Below are 18,149 nucleotides of genomic sequence, written 5' to 3'. Positions count from 1 at the left end.
CCATTTGATCACGATTCATTTGATTATTTTTAGACAGCATTTCAATCACCTCACTAGTTACTTCTTTCATTATACAAAAAAAACTGCCAACATCCTCCTCAAAATCGAGGAGTTTGTCGACAGTCTGGATCTGTCTGTAAAACAGACAGATTTTTTTTCCTTTTCCAAAAATGCTGTTTTCGCCAAGACTATTCGTATGGGTTCAGAGCTGGCATGAAGATTGGCTTCATAGCAACTTTTTAAAAGGTTTTTGCCATACCAACGATTTCGAATATTAAATATGGAGTCATGAGCAACAAAGTTTAAGAGAAGAGCCTTCTAAAAAGAAGAATCTTGTGCAAAAGAAATACACTATTGGAATATATCCATAAAAAGTATCATTTTAAAACTCATGCTTTAAAACTTGCCATGAAGGTAGTAGAATGAGTATATTAAATATTAGAATTTTAAGAAAGTTCTAAGAGGGCGATGATCATGAGGTTTACTTATACAGAGGAAGAAATGGAACGTGCAATGACACTTTTTAAAGTATTTGCGAAAGCGTTTAAAAGCATCTCTGAACATTCTATTCGTGATAGTAAAGAGCATGGTTTTAATCCTACAGAATTTGCTGTTCTTGAATTACTTTTTACAAAGGGAGCCCAAAAACTTCAGCAAATTGGTTCAAGACTGCTGCTTGTTAGCGGAAATGTGACATACGTTATTGATAAACTCGAAAAAAACAATTATATACAGCGGCAGCAGGATCCAAAAGACAAGCGTTCAATATATGCTCATTTAACAAATAAAGGGCATTCATACATGGAAGAAATTTATCCCATTCATGCAATTCGCATGACAAGGGCATTTTCAGGGCTTTCGAACGAAGAGCAGGAACAGCTCCTGCTGCTTTTAAAAAAAGCGGGTCTGCACAGCCAGCATTTGTTGTTTAGATAGCAGGTACTATTATAGGATTTTTTTTTGACAGCAAGTGTCAGTTATTTTCGCTTTGAAGTGCAAGCAAAGGCAGGATCTTGTCTTTAGGCGTTTGCGCTTTTTTTATTTCAGCAGCATTTTCAAAGGCATTTGCCTTGTGAAATTTTTTATAATGGCTCTTTTCTTAAACTTTGTTGCTCATGACCCTTTATTTAGTCCTCGAAACCATTGGGATGGCAAAAACTTTAAGAAAAGATGCCCCAATGCTAGTCTAAATGCGTGAAAAAGCATGTACGGAAAACAACTATCTCTGCGAAAACAGCCTTTTTGAAACTTTGTTGCTTTTTCATCTAGATAAATGATTTCTAAACACGTATACATCTGCAATTTTTACGAAAACAGACTTAATAATAAAAGCCATTGTCAGCATTATGAAGTGAATAACAAATAATGATAGGTAATCTATTAGGGTATTCAATAGAATAATTCCATTAAGGATCAGGAGAACATCTGCCAAGATAAGAAATCCAAATGCCAGCAGCCTTTTTTGGATGCTTTCCGAAAAAGGGATCATCGTATAAATAACCCCTGATAAAATACAATAAAGGGCGTTTCCCAGCGTATGATCTCTGTTTTGTTCCTGAAAAATGCCTAAATGGAATTGAAAAAACGGGTGAATGGCTGTAGCAAGCCACGTAGCTGAGATCGAGAGAGTCGATATACCAAAATAAAGAGTAATAGCAAAAGTCAGCCTGCTATTTCTTTGCAGCAAAAGATGCCAGCATTTTGACAAATAAAACAGCATAGGCAAAAGGATCATCGTATAAAATGATTTCCACCAGTAATGTTCATATATTCCAATAGAAAGAAAAAGTTCTTCTACACTTGCAAGCATAAATGAAATAAACAATATGCCAGGCAATTTTACTTTATATATAGCTGCAATAGCTGCGGCTAAAGGAACTGAAATCCCTTGGCTGAAAATAGAGCCAAATATGCTGTCCTCAAAAGGATCCTGAAAGAAACCAGGTTTGTATTGATAGCCTTTAAATATCACTAAAACAACTAATTCAAACATATAAGACAGTCCTGAATTAAAAAGCCATAGACATAAAAGGATATAAGGTTCTTTTTTTATTGCTGCAGCAAAAACAGGCATGATGATGATCACAAGCATTAAGTACCAGAAAATATTTGGCATAAAACTACTCCTGCCTAAGGGAAAGATAATTTTAGTTTGTGCAGAGAAGAGATGTTTTATAAGGGAATTCTATAAGTTGCAGAATAACGGTTCATGTACCAAAATAAAGAAAAGACAACAGATCATCAGGCAGCTTATACGGAGGTAAAAAATATGAATGAAATAGGGATTGTGATAGCAGACGATAATCAGGATTCTATTGAAATACTGCAGTATTTTATCAGCCAGCTTCCGGACTTTAAAATATTGGCCGTTTGCAGTAATGGAGAAGAACTTATTGAAACTGTAATGAAGGAAAAACCTCAGCTGATTTTAGATATTTTATACGAAAAATAGGTGAATTATGCTCATGGACCGGAATGAACATATTCCTCTCAAGCAAAGGGAGTGGATTGATAAAATTCATAAGGCTGGTCAGCTTTGCTTTTTTAGAAGAAGGATGTATTCATATTGATGTAATGGATACTGGCATTGGTATTCGAGAGGAAAATTTGGATACCATTTTTGAACCTTTTGTCCGTCTCGATACTTCTTTTCAGGAAGGATCCGGAATAGGGCTGCCCTTGTGAAACAATATACGGAGCTTATGGGCGGCAAATGCAATGTTTGCAGTAAAGTGGGAGAGGGACGACTTTTCAGGTATCCTTTCCGCTATTGAATAAAGGTTTTAAGCAGCAGGATATTTCCTGCTGTTTTTTATTTTCACTTTGATGTTAAAAACTTTCTGATTGTTGACGATAACTATTATAGGAAAATAACCGCACTGAGCAGATGCAAGGTTGCAAGGAGGTGTAAATGTTGGCGGAAATTTGCGATTCAGACAAAATAAAGAAAAAAGACATCGAATGGGAGAAATCGTTCCATTATTTATATAGCCATCATCCAGACGCCATCCTTTTGCTTAACAATAAAGGAATGATCGAACATGCAAATGAAGCTGCTCTAAACCTCTTTCAAATGAGCCTTGCCGGGCTGCACAGCCTGCCATTTTATGAGCTATTTCATCCTGCTGATCAAAAAGCTTTATCTCTTTATTTAGTCCATTCTCTTGCAAATAAAATGCCTTATGTTTCTGAAATAAAAACATCCGGAATAAACAGCCAAATGAGGGAGTGCAGGGCTGTCTTTATGCCTGTTGAAAAAGAAAATTTGCCGGATGAGGTTTTTCTTATCTTGCAGGATGTAACTGATTTTAAAAGAGTTCAAGATCAAATTAAGCATATTGCTTATTTTGATGAATTGACAAGCCTTCCAAACTATAGAGCTGTTTCAAGACAGCTGAATGAATTGGTAGAAAGACCAGAACAGGACAAAAAGTCTGCAGCTGTCATAAAGGTAAATATTGACCGTTTTAAATATTTTAATGAGGTCTATGGAAAACACATCAGCGACTGTTTATTAAGAGAGATTGCTGAAGAATTGAAAAATACCGTCCCTGAGCAATATTTCATCGGACGTTTTCATAATGATGAATTTGTGGTCATCGTCCATCAATTAGATGACAGAGGCTGTTTTTACAATATAGCGAATGAACTGGCGAAGCAATTTAAGCGGAAATATGAAATTAAGGAACAAACTTACCAAGTGGAAATAAGCATTGGTGCTGCTTTCTTCCCGGAACATGGGAGAGATGCAGAAAGCTTGCTGAAAAACAGCGAAATTGCATTGAAAATTGGTAAGGAAGATAACGGACTGAAGGAATATAACGTAGAAAAAAGCCATGCATTTCAAAGAAGATATCTTCTTCAAAAGGAGTTATACCAGGCCATGCATCGGGGTCAGCTTATGCTGTATTATCAGCCTCAAATCGATACAGCCAAAAATAACATATTCGGAATGGAAGTGCTTCTAAGATGGCAGCACCCAGAGCTTGGATTTGTTTCTCCAGCTGAATTTATCCCGATTGCTGAAGAGACCGGGCTTATTATTGAGATTGGCAGATGGAGTATGGAGCAGGCCTGCAGCCAGCTGAAGAAGTGGCATGAATCTGGGAACATCGAACTGAGAATGAGCATTAACCTGTCTGTTAAACAGTTTTTCCAGCCAGATCTCGTCAGCATGGTATCCAACATTCTGAAAAAATATAATATTTCTCCTTATTGCTTTGAAATTGAATTCACAGAGAGCCTTTCCATGCATTATAGTGAAAATTTTATCAAAACAGTTGAAAATTTAAAAAAAATCAATATCCATCTCAGTGTAGATGATTTTGGGACAGGATATAGCTCGTTAAGTTATTTAACACAGCTTCCATTGGATAAAATAAAAATTGACCGGAGTTTTGTTAAAAAAATGCTTAGCTCAAAACAGGATGAAATTGTTATTAAAACAATTATCGGACTTGCCAAAAATCTGGGGATGCAAATTATTGCAGAAGGTGTAGAGGAAGAATGCCAGGCCAGTTTTCTTGAAGAACATGGCTGTCACCAAATGCAGGGATATTTCTTCAGTAAACCTGTACCGGCAGAAAAAATGGATATTCTTATAAAGGGGTTTTCTGAAAAGAAGTAATGCAAAGATGCTCCTGACTTTTCTCCTGATGTCTATGTAAGGCATCAGGAGATTTTTTATATCGCTTTATTTTATCTAACAGAAAGCATAAACAGTCTATCTTAATAAGGATTCTGCACCATCTACATATATTTCGGTTCCAGTAATGTGGCTTGATTCATCAGAAGCCAAAAAATAAACGAGATTAGCGACTTGTTCGGATGAGCCTGGTCCACCTTCCAGCGGCATGTCTCCGCCATTAGGAAACTCAATTGGAATCTCAACTTCCTCAAGGCTTTCATCCCGATTTGTATTTTGCTCAATATTTGTTTCGATATAGCCGGGACATACTGCATTAACCCTTATTTTGAATTTCGCCAGCTCCAGTGCCGCCATTTTCATGAAAGCAACTTGACCTGCCTTGGAGGTGGCATAGGCAGACATCCCGATATTGGAAAATGTTCTGTTGCCATTAATAGAGCTTGTAATAATGATGCTTCCGCCCTTTGTTTTTAAGTAAGGGATTGTGTGTTTCACAATCAGAAAAGTTCCTTTTAGATTGGTTGTAATGGTTTTATCCCAATCGTTAGGATCTAATTCTTCTATAGCTGAAAAGACGCCATTGATGCCAGCATTGCTGAAAACGACATCGATTTTTCCCCATTTGTCATTCACATCTTTAATACCTTGAAGAATTCTGCTCTCATCTGCCATATCAACATCTGACACCATTGCATCTCCGCCCGCATGATTGATTTCATCTGCTGTTTTTTTAGCCCTCTTTTCATCAAGGTCAAATATTCCTACCTTCATTCCTTCTTTTGCAAATCGCAAAGCTGCCGCTTTCCCGATTCCTGATCCACCGCCTGTAACGATAGCAACCTTTCCATTACTGCTTGCTGACATGGCATTAACCTCCTGCATTGTTATTTACATGTATTTGTTACCCTAATCAGGCGGATTACTATCCTGAATTTTCTATATTTAAAATTTCTTCGGCTATTTGGCTGCTTCGTTTATTCTTTTCTATTCTCTTTGACGATCATATTAAGAATTTTTGAGAAAATGTCATCCTGATTCGTGTGAAAGTATTCGGCCCAGGGACAATTTCCAGATAGCAATCTATTTTGCATGTCCAACATAGAAAATTGAGCGGGATAGGATTCAGACTCAATTTCCTCCCAATAAAGCGGAGCTGCAGCAGGAGCATTTTCCTTTCCTCTCAAAGAATAAGGACAAATAATGGTTTTGCCTTCTGCATGCTGGATGTAATCTACATATAACTTGCTTCCCCTATTTTTCTTAAGCCTTTCAATTGTAAAAAGATCAGGGAAGCTTGCTGTAAGATAATCAGCAATGAATGAAGTAAAGATGCGGGTGTCATTGTAGGTAAAGGCACCCTCCGATAATGGAAGATGAATCTGGATTCCTTTCCCGCCTGACAGCTTTGGAAAAGCAGTTAAACCAAAACTGTCAAACACTTTCTTAATTTCTCTTGCAGCTTTTACCGCAAGATGAAAATAGTCCTTAGAGGGAGGATCCAGATCAAATACGACCTCAGATGGCCCATTGGAATCGGCTGTTCCAAAAGGAATATGGAACTCGATTGCGAGCTGGTTTCCAAGCCAAATTAACGTTGACAGATCATTGCATAAGATATATTCGATATTATCTGAAGAGGCAGTAGCGACAAAGTCAGGCGCGTAATCAGGAACATTCTTTTGGTAGAATAACTCCCCTGAAATGCCATGCGGAAAACGAATAACAGTTAGCGCCCGATCCTTCAAAAAGGGAAGCATGAAGGGGGCAGCCTCAAGTAAATATAGAATGTACTGTAATTTGTGAATCGATGGTGAAGTCCAAATGGGCTTTAACGGGTGAGTGATTCGTGCTTCCTGTTCAAGAGGGGCAAGTGATAACTGAAAAGCTTCCCATGTTCCAGCTCCCTCGTTTTCATGAAAATGAAATTGAAGAAAAGAGGGCTCGCGCAGCTGCCCTCCTAGAAAGGAAAGAAATTGCAGTTCTGCACAAATGCCTTCTTTTGCTTTATAAAATGAGCCGATCTTTTCTTCACTGTTTTCTTTAATGATTCTAACCAGGGCATTTTTTTCTTCTGCACTCATGCCATGAGAAAACGAGCCTACAGGGATAAGTATTCCATTCTTTTTTACGCCTGCATGAAAGTAGCTGTTTTTTTCGTCATAACCGATAATGTAAAAATAAGCCCGCTTATAGTTTTTTATTTTCAGCCAGTTTTTAGTTCGGGTGCCACTTTGCCATTTACTGTCCAATCGTTTGGCCACCATGCCCTCTCCATCTGAAAGTCGGATCTTTTTCATCAGTTCGCTGGGATTTTTTGAAGCAGGAACGTATTGAATCAAAGAGGGAGATTTCGGATGAATAGAAAGCGGCCAATTCCATTCTGCAAAAAGGTTCATAAGATATTTTTTTCTCTCGTGATAGGGGGAGTTCACCAATGAGTCCCCTTTTATTTCTAAAAGGTCAAATACACACAAGTGGCACGGGCTTTTGTTTGCTAGTACTTCAATTTTTTCTTTTGTTTTTAGTCTGCCGCGCATCTGTATCTGTTCAAAATCGCATTGGTAGGGGGATAATAAAAAGGAAAGCTCCCCATCCATTGTTAAAGGGAGGTAAGGATCCAATTTTTTTCTTTGCTGATTGACCCATTGTTCGATTTCAGGAAAGGAAGGAGATAGATCTTTCCCGTTTCGGCTTATTAGCTCCATTCTGTCTTTAAAAACAGATAGGATTGCCCGAAAGCCGTCATATTTTACTTCAAAAAGCCATTGACCTTCTGAAGGAACAGAATGTGTCAGGGTAGGGAGCATTGGTTTCATTTATATCACCTTTTTTAGTAACGGTTTTTTGTTAAGAAGCGATGATCAGCTATAGAAGGAGGCGGAGAAATTGAAGAAAGGTGTTTTTCTCGATCGGGATGGGGTCATCAATGAGGTTATGACAGAACGGGTTAAATACGTCAATAAACCTCAAGATTTATTTTTTCTGGATGGAGCTTTAGATGCTATAAGACTTTTAACGGAAAGCGGATATGACATTTTTATTATAACCAACCAAGGCGGAGTAGGCCTGGGATACCTGAAGGAGAGTGTGCTTCAAGCTATTCACGCTAAGATGCTGAAAGAGATAGAGAACAGCGGAGGGCGGATTACAGAAGTGGTCTACTGTCCGCATGCTCCCTATTCTGGATGTTCCTGCAGAAAGCCTGAACCCCTCTTGCTATTAAATTTGATCGAAAAATATAAACTTACGGCAAATGATACATTTATGATTGGTGACAGGGAGACAGACATTGAAGCCGGGAAAAGGGCAGGAACAAGGACGATCTTAATTGGAGATAATCCTGGAATTGGCGATTTTCAATTCTCTTCATTGGTGCATGCTGCCAAATGGATAGTAAAAGAAGGTTAACAAGAGGTTAACCTTCAATATTTTATGCTTTTTTGCGTGATGTCTTTGTTTTTTTTGCCGAAGAGGATTTCTTTTCTTTCGGTTCTTCTTCTTTATTCTTGCTCTCTTTTGAGGCCGGTTCTTCTTTTTTTCCTCCTGAACGGTTAATGCTGGCCTGGAGAGCGCTCATAAGGTCAACGACATTTTCACGGGGAGCAGCTTCTTCAGGTGTTTTTCCTTCATTTTGATTAATTTTTTGCTGAATCAGCTCTTGTACTTCTTCGCGGTAGTCATCTTTATATTTAGAAGGATCAAATGTGGTTGTAAGCTGATCAATAAGCATAATGGCTGTATCCAGTTCCTTCTTTTGCACCACTGCTGTTTCTGGTACGCTCGGCACATCAGCAGCCCTCCTTACTTCATCCGGATAATGAATCGTTTCCATGATAATGCAATTTTCGTATACTCTTACGATGGCCATTTGCTGTTTGGAACGAATCGTGATTTCCGCTATTCCGATTTTCCCAGATTCCTTCAATGCTTCTCTAAGCAAGGAGTATGCTTTGGCCCCATTTTCACCGGGACCTATAAAATAAGCTCTGTTAAAGTAAATTGGATCGATTTCTTCCAAATTGACAAAGTCGACAATTTCGACCGCTTTGTCTTCATGCTCTTTTTTCAGTTCTTTCAGTTCTTCATCATTCAAAATGACAAATTTCCCTTTTACATATTCATATCCTTTTACAATATCCTCCATCTTCACTTCTTCATCGCAGTTTGGACAGGTTTTTTCATATTGAATGGGAGTATGGCATTTCTTATGAAGATTCCGCAGCTTTACATCTTTGTCTTCCGTTGCGGCATATAGCTTAATCGGAATGTTGACAAGTCCAAAACTAATAGAGCCCTTCCACATTGTATGCATGGTGCACCTGCTTTCTTTTAGTAGTAGGTTCAACTGATCTTCATCCATTTTGGCGAAAATGGCAGGAAATAGAGGAAGTTGAAAACTTTTCACGAACATTCATAAATAGTGATCCTGCAATTTTAAGTAAAGATTTTTGCTTTTCGTATGGGTATAGAACAAGAATATAGAGAATCTTCGTGGCATCTTTTCTTAATTCGCAGTTGTATTGTTGGCTGGAATTCATTTATTTCATTGAAAAAGCAACAAAGTTTAAGAAAAAAGCCTAAATGAATGTTTTTCTATAGTTTGCTGCTTATAAGGAAATTCATAATTAGAAAAAAATTCCGGGAGGACGAAGGAGCCTTGAAAAAGTTTTTTGTGACAGGTTTTCCAGGATTTATAGCGAGGGAATTAATAAGAGAAGCAAATAAGCAAGAATTGTTTAGCCATGTTTACGTTCTTTCTCTTCCTCATCTTGTACCGCAAGCAAGAGAATTGCTTTCAGAAATTGCTCCAGGAAAAGGGACCGTACTTGAAGGAGATATTACGAAAAGATAACCTTGGAATCGGTCAGGAAATGAGGGAAAGACTCCAAAATGAAGTAACACATGTATTTCACCTTGCGGCAATCAATGATTTAGGAGTCAAAAGAGAAGCTGCATATAAAGTGAACGTAATCGGCAGGAATATGACTGCAGCAATACCATGCAAGCATTAAAGAATTCTGATGTTTCCTGTCCTTCGTTTAATACGTACGCAGATGTTTTAGTAGCTTTTTTTAAAGAGAACAGAAAACCATTTTTAAAGGAAGGTGTGAAGTGTTATGCCGGAAGTCAAGAGTAAGCTTTCTGCTAAGGCTGCAAGTGCACAAAAGCTTCAAGCCGTTAACCCTGCAACAGGAAGGATCATTAAGGAAATTGATGAATTTCCGATTAAACAAGTTTCTGCAGCCTATCAAAATGCAAGAGCAGCAGAAAAAGAGTGGAGTTCATTAAGAATGAAAGAGAGGCTTGCATACTTCCGCGAGCTTCGCTATTTGATGAGCCGCAAACTGGAACAAATTGTTCAGATTATCAGCAGTGATACTGGTAAAACAAAAACAGAAGCCTTAACAGCCGATGTAATGCCTGTCCTTGATGCACTTGTTTATTTCGAGCAAAATGCTGAAAGAATATTGTCCCGGCAAAGTACATCAACACCACTTCTTTTTTTAGGGAAAAAAAGCTATATCGAATATATGTCAAGGGGGGCAGTGCTTGTCATCTCCCCATGGAATTTTCCACTTCAGCTTGCGATGATTCCGATGCTCAGCGCTCTTGCGGGCGGAAATGCTGTAATATTGAAGCCTTCTGAAGTGACACCGCTTGTAGGACTTCTTATTGAAGTGCTGTTTAAGGAAGCGGGTTTTCCGGAGCATACGGTTCAAGTAGCGCATGGCGGCAAAGAACTTGGGGCTGCATTAACGAAAGGGAAGCCGGATTTTATTTTCTTCACTGGTTCTGTTAAAACGGGGAAGATCATTCAGGCACAGGCAGCAAGAGATTTAATTCCGACTATACTTGAACTTGGCGGGAAAGATCCGATGATCGTTTTTAAAGATGCGAATATTGAACGGGCTGTAAATGGTGCCATATGGGGAGCATTTACAAACAGCGGACAAGTTTGCATGAGTACAGAACGACTTTATGTGGAAAGACCCATCTACAATGCATTTGTGGCAAAAATGCGGGAAAAGGTTATCCAATTAAAACAGGGATATGGAGATAATGATGATATTGGATCCATGACCTCGCCTCTACAGCTCGACATTGTCAAGGAACAGCTTGAAGATGCAGTGTGTAAAGGGGCTAAACTGATAACAGGCGAACTGCCTGATTATTGGGATTCTTCGAATGAGATGTTTATAAAGCCAATTATATTAGTTGACGTAAACGAAGACATGGATATTATCAAAGAAGAAACATTTGGACCTGTTATTCCGATCATTCCTTTCGATTCAGAAGAAGAAGCCATCAATATGGCCAACAATTCGCTTTACGGCCTAAATGCAAGTGTCTGGACAAACGATTTGGAAAAGGCTGAAAAAGTTGTTTCAAAACTTGTTACTGGTAATGCAGCGATAAATGATGTCATGGTGTCGGTTGTTAATCATGGTTTGCCATTTGGTGGAGTAAAACAGAGCGGTATAGGAAGGTATCATGGAGAAGGCGGGCTTCGGGCTTTCTGTCATGAAAAAGCAGTTATGGCCGATACTGGAAAGAAAAATTATGAAATTCAATGGTATCCTTATAAGGGGAAACATCAGCTGTTTTTAAAGCTCTTTCAAAATATTTTTGGACCGGACAAAAAATGGGGAGAATCTGCAAAGCTCTATTTAGATATTGTGAAGTATTCCAAGAAGTAAGGCTCTTTTATGTATAGAACAAACCCCCGGTATGCAGTTCTTAACGGGGGTTTTTCATCCATTAAAAGACTTTTAAGCCCTGCATAACTAGAATAAATATCCCAAGAATCCAGACATAGCCTGCAAACCATTTCAATGAGTGCTTTTTTACAAAATCAATCATCCACTTTACAGCTGCATAGCCGAAAAGGGCTGCTGATACAGTTGCAAGAAACATAGGAGTCAGTCCGAGACTTGCTCCGCTATCTGAAAGGTCTTTCATTTGAAAAAGAATAGCACCAAAAACAGCAGGAATAGAAAGCAGGAAAGAAAAATAGGCTGCTGTTTCTTTATCAATGTTTCTAAACAGAGCACCAGCAATGGTCAACCCAGACCTTGAAACGGCTGGAAAAATGGCGAATGCCTGAAACGTGCCGATCCAAATGCTATCAAAAAAAGAAAGATCCTCAAGTGTCTTACTGCCTCTTTTCATATTTCCTGCAAACCATAGAAAAGCTCCGGTTAATAGAAATTCCCATCCGATTGTACTTCCAGTCAAGGAAAGCCTGTCAAAAAAATCACTAAAAAAAACACCAGCACAAACAGCAGGCAGTGTTCCAGCTGCAAGAAGCCAGGTAAGACGTCCAAACGGGTTTTTTAATAGCCTGATCAGTATATCACGGTAAAAGACGATAAGTGCGATGAACGTTCCGATATGAAGCATTGTATCAAGAAACAATCCAGCATCCTGAAGTCCAAAAAGCTTTTTTCCAATATACAAATGGCCTGTACTGGAAATCGGCAGAAACTCCGTAAGCCCCTGGATCATGCCTAGTATTAGAGCAGCTATGGAATCCAATACAATGTCCTCCCCATTATTCATTGTTTTAGAACACACGATTTCTGCTTTGATTGAAAAAAAACATAGTTTAAGAATAGAGCCTGTATTAATTAAACATATGACTCTCTAAAGAAAAAATAGAACCTGAACAAGTTCAGATAAGAGGTTGACATGTTCGCAAGAAAATTATATAGTTACAGTAACAAAATATGATTCTCTTTTTCAAAGGGGAGTAGCGTTCAGGTAGTTACCTGAAAATAAAGTCGTCAATTCATGGATTTTTCCATCGGCTTTATTGACATGATGCACGTTAACATGTTCAGCAAGACCTTTGCCCGATAGCGGCGAAGGTCTTTTTATATTTTCTTCAGCCTAGTCGGGAGCAAGAGAACGATTAGGAGGAGAAAAATGGATTTATCGCTTTTTATGGAGTATGGATGGGTATTGCTTGTATTAATTGTTCTTGAGGGAATTTTGGCTGCTGACAATGCACTTGTAATGGCTGTAATGGTGAAGCATTTGCCAGATGATCAGCGAAAAAAAGCCTTATTCTACGGATTAGCAGGAGCATTTGTAATGAGATTCGGAGCGCTGTTTGCTATATCATTTCTTGTGAATGTCTGGCAGGTTCAAGCCATCGGCGCACTTTATCTTCTTTTCATTGCTGTGAATCATCTGCTGAAAAAGTTTGTCTTTAAGAAAAAAGAAGAAGATGAAAGCAGCCCTAAGAAAAAATCTGGATTCTGGATGACCGTTTTAAAAGTGGAAATTGCGGATATGGCATTTGCTGTAGATTCTATTTTAGCTGCTGTTGCCCTTGCGGTTACTCTCCCTGCAACGCTTCTTCCTAAAATCGGAGGTTTAGATGGCGGACAATTCCTTGTCATCTTTGCCGGAGGATTAATTGGAATTGTTATCATGCGTTTTGCTGCCAGTATGTTTGTCTCGTTGCTTAAAAGGAAGCCAAACCTTGAAACAGCTGCATTTATGATTGTTGGATGGGTGGGAGTAAAGCTTGGTTTATATACGCTGGCTCATCCTCAAATTAGTATGGTTTCTAAACATTTTATCGAATCCGGTGCATGGAAGATATCCTTCTGGATTGTACTTGCAGCAATTGCAGCAGGTGGGTGGATTTTCTCAAAAGATGTGGAAGCGGAACAATTCGGAAAGCAAATTCAAAAATAAAAAAGGCTCTTTTTTAAAATTTGTTGTTTTTTCCTGCTAACAAAAGAACGCATTGGTTTATCCAATGTGTTCTTTTTTACGTTACATAAATAAGGAAATGATTGTGAAGCTTAATTATTGCAGAAAGATCAGTCACTTAAACAAAGCCTTAAGATATTAAAATAAGCAATATACTTTAAAAATCATTCTAATTAAGGTCCTTTTGTAATGGGCTTTTTTAACTGTTAAAAGGCTTCTTAACAAATTTATAATATGCCCCCCCAATTGCGAAATAGAGCCCGTATATTCTAGTGAACAGGGAAATTGAAAAAGGAGGAGGCAAAAATACGATAATAGGCCAAAAGAATTATCTGCAAATGTTCGGATGAAAAATATCTGCAGAGATCTAATCAAAAACTGCAAAAATCCGAAAACAGCCGAAAGTAATAACACTCACCAAAACATAGCAGTGCCTATCATCTCTGCATTGTTCAATCAGACCAACAGAAAAAATATTTTGCCAGAAAAACCAATATTTTAAATCCATCTTTATCATTGCTTTTAAGCTGTTTTTCTCTGCTTCTCATCTGTGGCTTGCGAGATTCACATTTTCTTCCTTTGCGCTCCCCATCTAAATTAGCTATGATAAACGAAGTATTAAATGGGAGAAACAGAGGTGAAATGTGTGCCAAGCCTTTTGTTCAAATTAGGTAAAAGGAAACGCTCTTTAGAAGATACCGTCATCAGGATCCAGCAGGGTGACAGTGAACTTCAGAATCAGCTGATTGAGCAATATAAGCCTTTCGTTGCAAAAACGGTGTCCTCCGTTTGCAAACGTTATATAGATGAAACAGCTGATGAATTCAGCATTGGGCTCATAGCCTTTAACGAAGCAATCGAAAAATACTCTCCGGAAAAAGGGAACTCACTTCTAGCTTTTGCAGAATTGATTATAAAACGGAAAGTGATCGATTATATTAGAAAAGAAGCCCGCAGTGCGCAAACCATTAACATTGAACTTCAGGAACATGAAGAAGGAGAAGTTTCTCAAAGTAAAATCGAGGCGGATTTATCCATTGATGAATTTCAGAGGTTAATAGAACAGGAACATCGCCAGGAAGAGATCCTTCATTTCCAAAAGGTCCTGAAAGAGTTTCACTTGACTATAGCTGACTTGATTGACCATTCGCCCAAGCATATTGATGCCAGGCAAAACGCCATACAGGTAGCTATCATATTAGTGGAACACGAGGAATTGTGCAAAGTGCTGTTTCAAAAAAAGCAGCTCCCTGTCAAACAACTTGAAAAACTTGTATCAGTCAGCCGGAAAACCGTTGAACGGAATCGCAAATATATCATTGCGATGGTCATTATTTTGACAGGCGACTATCTCTACTTAAAAGACTACATAAAAGGGGTGCTCGATGCATGAAAAGAGGGGTCGTAGTCCATCTGAGTGATAAATATGTCACGCTGCTTACATCAGACGGCCAATTTACTAAAGCCCGAAACGTTGAAAAAAAGTACCAATTGGGAGAAGAGATTGCATTCTCTCCCCAAGAGTTTGATAAAGAAGTCCGCACTCGCAAGTGGCTTGGAATTTCAGGGGTCAAATCAGCAAAGGCCGGTGTACTGACCATAGTAGCAATAATATTATTATTTTTTACAGTACTGCCTATATTGGACCAGGACAAAGTATATGCCTATATGACTGTGGATATAAATCCAAGCTTTGAACTTGCGCTGAATGAAAAAATGCAAGTTGTAAAAATTCATCCTATAAATGATGATGGTAAAAAGCTGATCAACAATATGCCAAACATGAAGCACGAGGGTGTGCGGAATGTAATTAATCAGATTGTTTCGAAAAGTAAGGAAATGGGTTATGTAAAGAAAGGTAAAAAACTTCTCATTACTGCTATTTTCAACCATCAGGGCAATAAAGAATATGATAAAAAGCTGATGAAAAATGTTGGCTCCCTGAAAGGTTCCTTTCAAAACGAAGATCTTCCTCTAAAAATCGTTAAGTCCGACATGAAAACTCGAGAAAAGGCGAGAAAGCAGGGAATTTCTACTGGGAAATATCTTGAACTTCAAGTTCAGCCGCAAATTAATCAACCGACTGAACATAAGGAAAAGAACGAAGAGAAAAAGAAAGAAGACTCTTTAAGTCCTAATTCTGAAAATTCTGCTCTTAAGCCTCAGTCCAATAGCAAGGATGAGGTAAAGCTGAAGCTATTAGATGCGAAAAGAAAGCTTGAATTAACAAAACAGGAATTGAAGAAGAAAAACGGCCATTCCGTCCTGCGAAGTCCTGAAGATCAATCTGAAGAAAAAAAGATGTCTATTTCTAAACGGCAAAAAGCTGTTAAGGAAGAAGATCAGCATGAAATTTCAATTTCAGCCCCGAATATGAAAAAAGGGAAAAAACCTGAACCTAAAAAAGAAAAAGGGCATTCTCAAAACATGTTGAAGGGAAATCACGGATCCCGCTCTGGCCAAAATAAAGAGTACTCAACTAAGAGTTCGGTCAGCCGTAAAAACCATGCAGCGAAGCAAGAAGATAAGGATTCAGACAGGCGAAGGCCTCCTTCGAATATAAAACACGAAGAAAACCGCCATACGGTGAGCAGCACATCTAGAAAAACACAGCCTATAAAGCCAGTTCATAAAAAAGAAGGATCAATAAAGAAAAGCGTTAAATCAAAGAAAAAGGGTCATAGTTCGGTTCTTCATAAACAGTCAAAACAAAAGTGATTAAGGCCTGATGTATTGCAATCAGTCTTGAGGAAAATTGTAAAATCGCCGTGCGGATTGCATCGGCGATTTTGCCATGCTTATTAAGTTGACAAATCTTATTGATTTGTTTTTGATTGAGCTTGTGCAATCAGGCGTTTTGTCATTTCTCCGCCAACAGATCCATTCGAACGGGAAGTTGTATCAGAACCTAGATTGACACCGAATTCTTGTGCAACTTCGTATTTAAATGTTTCGAGTGCCTGTTCAGCACCTGGCACGAGCAATTTATTTCGATTTCTTGCCATTTTGTTCATCTCCTTTACTAAGACTGTATACCACCTTTAACAGGTGTATCTCTATTTTTTTACTTACTGGCTGAATTATTCGCTTAAAGACTTCTTCATTTTTCCATCAACCTTTTTTATGTATGAATGAAACAGGATTTTCAAAAAATTTTCAGTGATGAAGGAGTCTGAATAAAGAATCACGATCCGACTCTTTATTCACAATCACGGTTCATACAAAAAGGAAAACTCAGCTGAGTTTTCCTTTTTGTTTTTGAAGATGTTTATCAAGAAAAAATTTTGCCCGCTGATGGAAATGAAAAGCAGCTACTGCCAATATCGTCAGGACAAGAATATCCTCGATATGGTCCCATGTTTCCTCAGGCACCCAAATTTCCTTTTTAGTGTCCTCAATCACCTGGATAATGTACTCCTCGCTAAATTCTAAAGGGCTGCATGATGGCTCTTTTAAGAGGGACTCCAGAAGAAGCGCGTAAATGTGATAATAAGTTACTGGGCTGATCACATCGTCGCTTCGGTCTGTGATCGTGTTGAATAAAGCTGTTAATAAATAGCGAATTGTACCAAAGTCATAAACGATTTTTAAATCCTTAACAGTTAAAAGAATGGCTGCTTGATCGATGGAATATTTTTTTCCTTGCAGCGGAGGTCCAATCAACTCCCGAATATCCCTTTTTATCCAGTTTTGCAGGGATGTTGAAGAGAGGGTAGCAAAATCACATAAATTTCCCAGCTCAACAATTTCATTCGTTGACAAACCGTAAGGCAGATCTCTTGATGCAATGCGCTTTAAAAACTCAGGAGGTCCGCTGCCTGCAGGATTTCGTGAATGTATGCTTTTATTTATGATTGTAAGCGGAGGGACATCGAACTCTCCTTTAAGGGAAAGCAACAGCTCTGCCATTTCCAGTCTAGTCAGCTTTGCAGTTGTCATAAATCACCTCTTATTCCTGCTGGCTCAATCTTTATTCTTTATAAAAATGCCGGGCAACTTCCCTGCCAAGTATTTGATATCCCTCAGAAGTAAGGTGAATGCCATCATCACTTATAAAATGAAGAAGACTGCCCGCTTGTTTTATCGCGGACCGGACATCAATTTTCATTACTTGAAAATCATCTGCCAGCTTATTGAGACTTCTATTATACATTCCGTGCCAATGTTCAATTCCGCCGACAGCGCTGATCCAATGACTAATGGAGCTGCTGTATCTTGAAGCGATATAGCTGTAATACCTAACTGGATCTAGAGGAGGCATTGTTGTGATAACGGGAGTAATACCTGATTGCTTAATTTTCTCCACAATAGCAGCGACATTTTCCATATAGCGGTCCAGCGGAACAATTGCCTCATGAGACCTATTCGGATAAGATGCCACTTCATCCCATTTAAAATTGCAATCATTTCCTCCAATCCCGATAATGGCAAAGTCCGGATGTTCATTAATCACATCTTTTTGCACTCTCTTTAATAAAGTATCGGAATTATCATTAAATACACCTTTATTAATAACATTTACATCCTTTTTGTCTTCGGCAAACAATTCCTCAAGATGAGCAGGATAATTATCTTTTAAAATACGCAATCGGCCTTTAACAAATGAGACACCTCTTGTTAAGCTGTCTCCAAAACAAATAATTTTCATTGTCATCCCTACTTGCATGTATTGGTATATCACAATTATAACACGCATGAATGAGACAGGCTCTGTCCTAGGTTTAGAAGAAGTTGAAAATAGCAGTGGCATTATATGGAATATTAATAAAAGAAAAAA

The 18,149-nt window shown here is 38.4% G+C and carries 20 protein-coding genes and 1 riboswitch; of the genes, 12 read left to right on the top strand and 8 right to left on the bottom strand.

Annotated features, from left to right (window positions below; all coding sequences use genetic code 11):
* Both ACOT8F_RS17420 and ACOT8F_RS17415 read left to right on the top strand, forming a co-directional pair.
* A partial coding sequence (locus tag ACOT8F_RS17420) for a hypothetical protein (RefSeq protein WP_421653183.1) occupies positions 1 to 217 on the top strand: 217 nt, incomplete at its 5' end.
* Between the two features lie 257 nt (positions 218 to 474).
* Positions 475 to 936, top strand: coding sequence for a MarR family transcriptional regulator (locus ACOT8F_RS17415; RefSeq protein WP_421653182.1), 462 nt, complete (start codon positions 475 to 477; stop codon positions 934 to 936).
* A 325-nt stretch (positions 937 to 1,261) separates the two neighbouring features.
* Here ACOT8F_RS17415 and ACOT8F_RS17410 read toward each other — a convergent pair whose 3' ends face one another.
* A complete protein-coding gene (locus tag ACOT8F_RS17410; protein ID WP_421653181.1) occupies positions 1,262 to 2,116 on the bottom strand; it encodes a hypothetical protein in 855 nt (284 codons plus the stop codon).
* Between the two features lie 93 nt (positions 2,117 to 2,209).
* On the opposite strand from ACOT8F_RS17410, the gene ACOT8F_RS17405 reads away from it, so the two are divergent.
* The 3 genes from ACOT8F_RS17405 to ACOT8F_RS17395 all read left to right on the top strand — a co-directional run bounded on the left by ACOT8F_RS17405 (position 2,210) and on the right by ACOT8F_RS17395 (position 4,627).
* Positions 2,210 to 2,452, top strand: a complete 243-nt coding sequence (locus ACOT8F_RS17405; RefSeq protein ID WP_421653180.1) for a hypothetical protein — start codon at positions 2,210 to 2,212, stop codon at positions 2,450 to 2,452.
* A 56-nt stretch (positions 2,453 to 2,508) separates the two neighbouring features.
* The gene (locus ACOT8F_RS17400; RefSeq protein ID WP_421653179.1) at positions 2,509 to 2,685 is read left to right on the top strand and encodes an ATP-binding protein; all 177 of its coding nucleotides are present in this window, start codon (positions 2,509 to 2,511) and stop codon (positions 2,683 to 2,685) included.
* Between the two features lie 226 nt (positions 2,686 to 2,911).
* Entirely contained in the window at positions 2,912 to 4,627 is a 1,716-nt protein-coding gene (locus ACOT8F_RS17395; RefSeq protein WP_421653178.1) for a sensor domain-containing protein, read from the top strand.
* Positions 4,628 to 4,723: 96 nt separating this feature from the next.
* Here the strand turns inward: ACOT8F_RS17395 and ACOT8F_RS17390 are convergent, their stop codons facing one another.
* Together ACOT8F_RS17390 and ACOT8F_RS17385 are read right to left on the bottom strand one after the other, a co-directional pair.
* Positions 4,724 to 5,512 carry an SDR family oxidoreductase gene (locus tag ACOT8F_RS17390; protein ID WP_421653177.1) on the bottom strand — a complete coding sequence of 263 codons (789 nt, stop codon included), beginning with the start codon at positions 5,510 to 5,512 and terminating at the stop codon, positions 4,724 to 4,726.
* 110 nt (positions 5,513 to 5,622) lie between these two features.
* Positions 5,623 to 7,464: a DNA ligase D gene (locus tag ACOT8F_RS17385; protein WP_421653176.1), complete on the bottom strand. Its 1,842-nt coding sequence runs from the start codon at positions 7,462 to 7,464 to the stop codon at positions 5,623 to 5,625.
* Between the two features lie 70 nt (positions 7,465 to 7,534).
* Between ACOT8F_RS17385 and ACOT8F_RS17380 the strand changes: the two genes are divergently transcribed.
* Entirely contained in the window at positions 7,535 to 8,056 is a 522-nt protein-coding gene (locus tag ACOT8F_RS17380) for a D-glycero-alpha-D-manno-heptose-1,7-bisphosphate 7-phosphatase (RefSeq protein WP_421653175.1), read from the top strand.
* A 22-nt stretch (positions 8,057 to 8,078) separates the two neighbouring features.
* On the opposite strand, the gene ku is transcribed toward ACOT8F_RS17380, so the two are convergent.
* Positions 8,079 to 8,960 carry a non-homologous end joining protein Ku gene (gene ku, locus ACOT8F_RS17375; RefSeq protein WP_421653174.1) on the bottom strand — a complete coding sequence of 294 codons (882 nt, stop codon included), beginning with the start codon at positions 8,958 to 8,960 and terminating at the stop codon, positions 8,079 to 8,081.
* Positions 8,961 to 9,305: 345 nt separating this feature from the next.
* On the opposite strand from ku, the gene ACOT8F_RS17370 reads away from it, so the two are divergent.
* The 3 genes from ACOT8F_RS17370 to ACOT8F_RS17360 all read left to right on the top strand — a co-directional run bounded on the left by ACOT8F_RS17370 (position 9,306) and on the right by ACOT8F_RS17360 (position 11,346).
* On the top strand, positions 9,306 to 9,500 hold the full coding sequence (locus ACOT8F_RS17370) for a hypothetical protein (RefSeq protein ID WP_421653173.1): 195 nt from the start codon (positions 9,306 to 9,308) through the stop codon (positions 9,498 to 9,500).
* A complete protein-coding gene (locus ACOT8F_RS17365) occupies positions 9,475 to 9,660 on the top strand; it encodes an SDR family oxidoreductase (RefSeq protein WP_421653172.1) in 186 nt (61 codons plus the stop codon). The genes ACOT8F_RS17370 and ACOT8F_RS17365 overlap by 26 nt, the downstream gene beginning before the upstream one ends.
* A gap of 105 nt (positions 9,661 to 9,765) precedes the next feature.
* Positions 9,766 to 11,346, top strand: a complete 1,581-nt coding sequence (locus tag ACOT8F_RS17360) for an aldehyde dehydrogenase family protein (protein ID WP_421653171.1) — start codon at positions 9,766 to 9,768, stop codon at positions 11,344 to 11,346.
* A gap of 61 nt (positions 11,347 to 11,407) precedes the next feature.
* On the opposite strand, the gene ACOT8F_RS17355 is transcribed toward ACOT8F_RS17360, so the two are convergent.
* Entirely contained in the window at positions 11,408 to 12,184 is a 777-nt protein-coding gene (locus ACOT8F_RS17355; protein ID WP_421653170.1) for an undecaprenyl-diphosphate phosphatase, read from the bottom strand.
* A 197-nt stretch (positions 12,185 to 12,381) separates the two neighbouring features.
* Positions 12,382 to 12,544, top strand: a riboswitch (yybP-ykoY riboswitch).
* A gap of 30 nt (positions 12,545 to 12,574) precedes the next feature.
* Here ACOT8F_RS17355 and ACOT8F_RS17350 point away from each other — a divergent pair.
* The 3 genes from ACOT8F_RS17350 to ACOT8F_RS17340 all read left to right on the top strand — a co-directional run bounded on the left by ACOT8F_RS17350 (position 12,575) and on the right by ACOT8F_RS17340 (position 16,090).
* On the top strand, positions 12,575 to 13,354 hold the full coding sequence (locus ACOT8F_RS17350; RefSeq protein WP_421653169.1) for a TerC family protein: 780 nt from the start codon (positions 12,575 to 12,577) through the stop codon (positions 13,352 to 13,354).
* A 655-nt stretch (positions 13,355 to 14,009) separates the two neighbouring features.
* Entirely contained in the window at positions 14,010 to 14,765 is a 756-nt protein-coding gene (sigI, locus tag ACOT8F_RS17345; protein ID WP_421653168.1) for an RNA polymerase sigma factor SigI, read from the top strand.
* Positions 14,762 to 16,090 (top strand): anti-sigma factor domain-containing protein, encoded by a 1,329-nt coding sequence (locus ACOT8F_RS17340; RefSeq protein ID WP_421653167.1) that lies wholly within the window; start codon positions 14,762 to 14,764, stop codon positions 16,088 to 16,090. Before sigI ends, ACOT8F_RS17340 begins: the two co-directional genes overlap by 4 nt.
* A gap of 98 nt (positions 16,091 to 16,188) precedes the next feature.
* On the opposite strand, the gene ACOT8F_RS17335 is transcribed toward ACOT8F_RS17340, so the two are convergent.
* The 3 genes from ACOT8F_RS17335 to ACOT8F_RS17325 all read right to left on the bottom strand — a co-directional run bounded on the left by ACOT8F_RS17335 (position 16,189) and on the right by ACOT8F_RS17325 (position 18,020).
* Positions 16,189 to 16,386, bottom strand: coding sequence for an alpha/beta-type small acid-soluble spore protein (locus tag ACOT8F_RS17335; RefSeq protein WP_421653166.1), 198 nt, complete (start codon positions 16,384 to 16,386; stop codon positions 16,189 to 16,191).
* 220 nt (positions 16,387 to 16,606) lie between these two features.
* On the bottom strand, positions 16,607 to 17,311 hold the full coding sequence (locus tag ACOT8F_RS17330; protein ID WP_421653165.1) for a DUF1836 domain-containing protein: 705 nt from the start codon (positions 17,309 to 17,311) through the stop codon (positions 16,607 to 16,609).
* 31 nt (positions 17,312 to 17,342) lie between these two features.
* Positions 17,343 to 18,020 carry an SGNH/GDSL hydrolase family protein gene (locus tag ACOT8F_RS17325; protein ID WP_421653164.1) on the bottom strand — a complete coding sequence of 226 codons (678 nt, stop codon included), beginning with the start codon at positions 18,018 to 18,020 and terminating at the stop codon, positions 17,343 to 17,345.
* Between the last annotated feature and the right edge of the window lie 129 nt (positions 18,021 to 18,149).

This window comes from Chryseobacillus diguaensis (assembly GCF_049220665.1).
Taxonomy (GTDB): Bacteria; Bacillota; Bacilli; order Bacillales; family Bacillaceae; genus Metabacillus_B.
Note: the sequence above shows the minus strand (reverse complement) of the source record. Positions and strands in the feature narration are given on the sequence as shown.

Excerpts from the sequence above, each read along its gene's own strand:
- ACOT8F_RS17415 (WP_421653182.1), top strand. The coding sequence starts at position 475 with ATGAGGTTTACTTATACAGAGGAAGAAATGGAACGTGCAATGACACTT.
- ACOT8F_RS17410 (WP_421653181.1), bottom strand. The coding sequence starts at position 2,116 with ATGCCAAATATTTTCTGGTACTTAATGCTTGTGATCATCATCATGCCT.
- ACOT8F_RS17405 (WP_421653180.1), top strand. The coding sequence starts at position 2,210 with ATGTACCAAAATAAAGAAAAGACAACAGATCATCAGGCAGCTTATACG.
- ACOT8F_RS17395 (WP_421653178.1), top strand. The coding sequence starts at position 2,912 with ATGTTGGCGGAAATTTGCGATTCAGACAAAATAAAGAAAAAAGACATC.
- ACOT8F_RS17390 (WP_421653177.1), bottom strand. The coding sequence starts at position 5,512 with ATGTCAGCAAGCAGTAATGGAAAGGTTGCTATCGTTACAGGCGGTGGA.
- ACOT8F_RS17385 (WP_421653176.1), bottom strand. The coding sequence starts at position 7,464 with ATGAAACCAATGCTCCCTACCCTGACACATTCTGTTCCTTCAGAAGGT.
- ku (WP_421653174.1), bottom strand. The coding sequence starts at position 8,960 with ATGCATACAATGTGGAAGGGCTCTATTAGTTTTGGACTTGTCAACATT.
- ACOT8F_RS17360 (WP_421653171.1), top strand. The coding sequence starts at position 9,766 with ATGCCGGAAGTCAAGAGTAAGCTTTCTGCTAAGGCTGCAAGTGCACAA.
- ACOT8F_RS17350 (WP_421653169.1), top strand. The coding sequence starts at position 12,575 with ATGGATTTATCGCTTTTTATGGAGTATGGATGGGTATTGCTTGTATTA.
- ACOT8F_RS17340 (WP_421653167.1), top strand. The coding sequence starts at position 14,762 with ATGAAAAGAGGGGTCGTAGTCCATCTGAGTGATAAATATGTCACGCTG.
- ACOT8F_RS17335 (WP_421653166.1), bottom strand. The coding sequence starts at position 16,386 with ATGAACAAAATGGCAAGAAATCGAAATAAATTGCTCGTGCCAGGTGCT.
- ACOT8F_RS17330 (WP_421653165.1), bottom strand. The coding sequence starts at position 17,311 with ATGACAACTGCAAAGCTGACTAGACTGGAAATGGCAGAGCTGTTGCTT.
- ACOT8F_RS17325 (WP_421653164.1), bottom strand. The coding sequence starts at position 18,020 with ATGAAAATTATTTGTTTTGGAGACAGCTTAACAAGAGGTGTCTCATTT.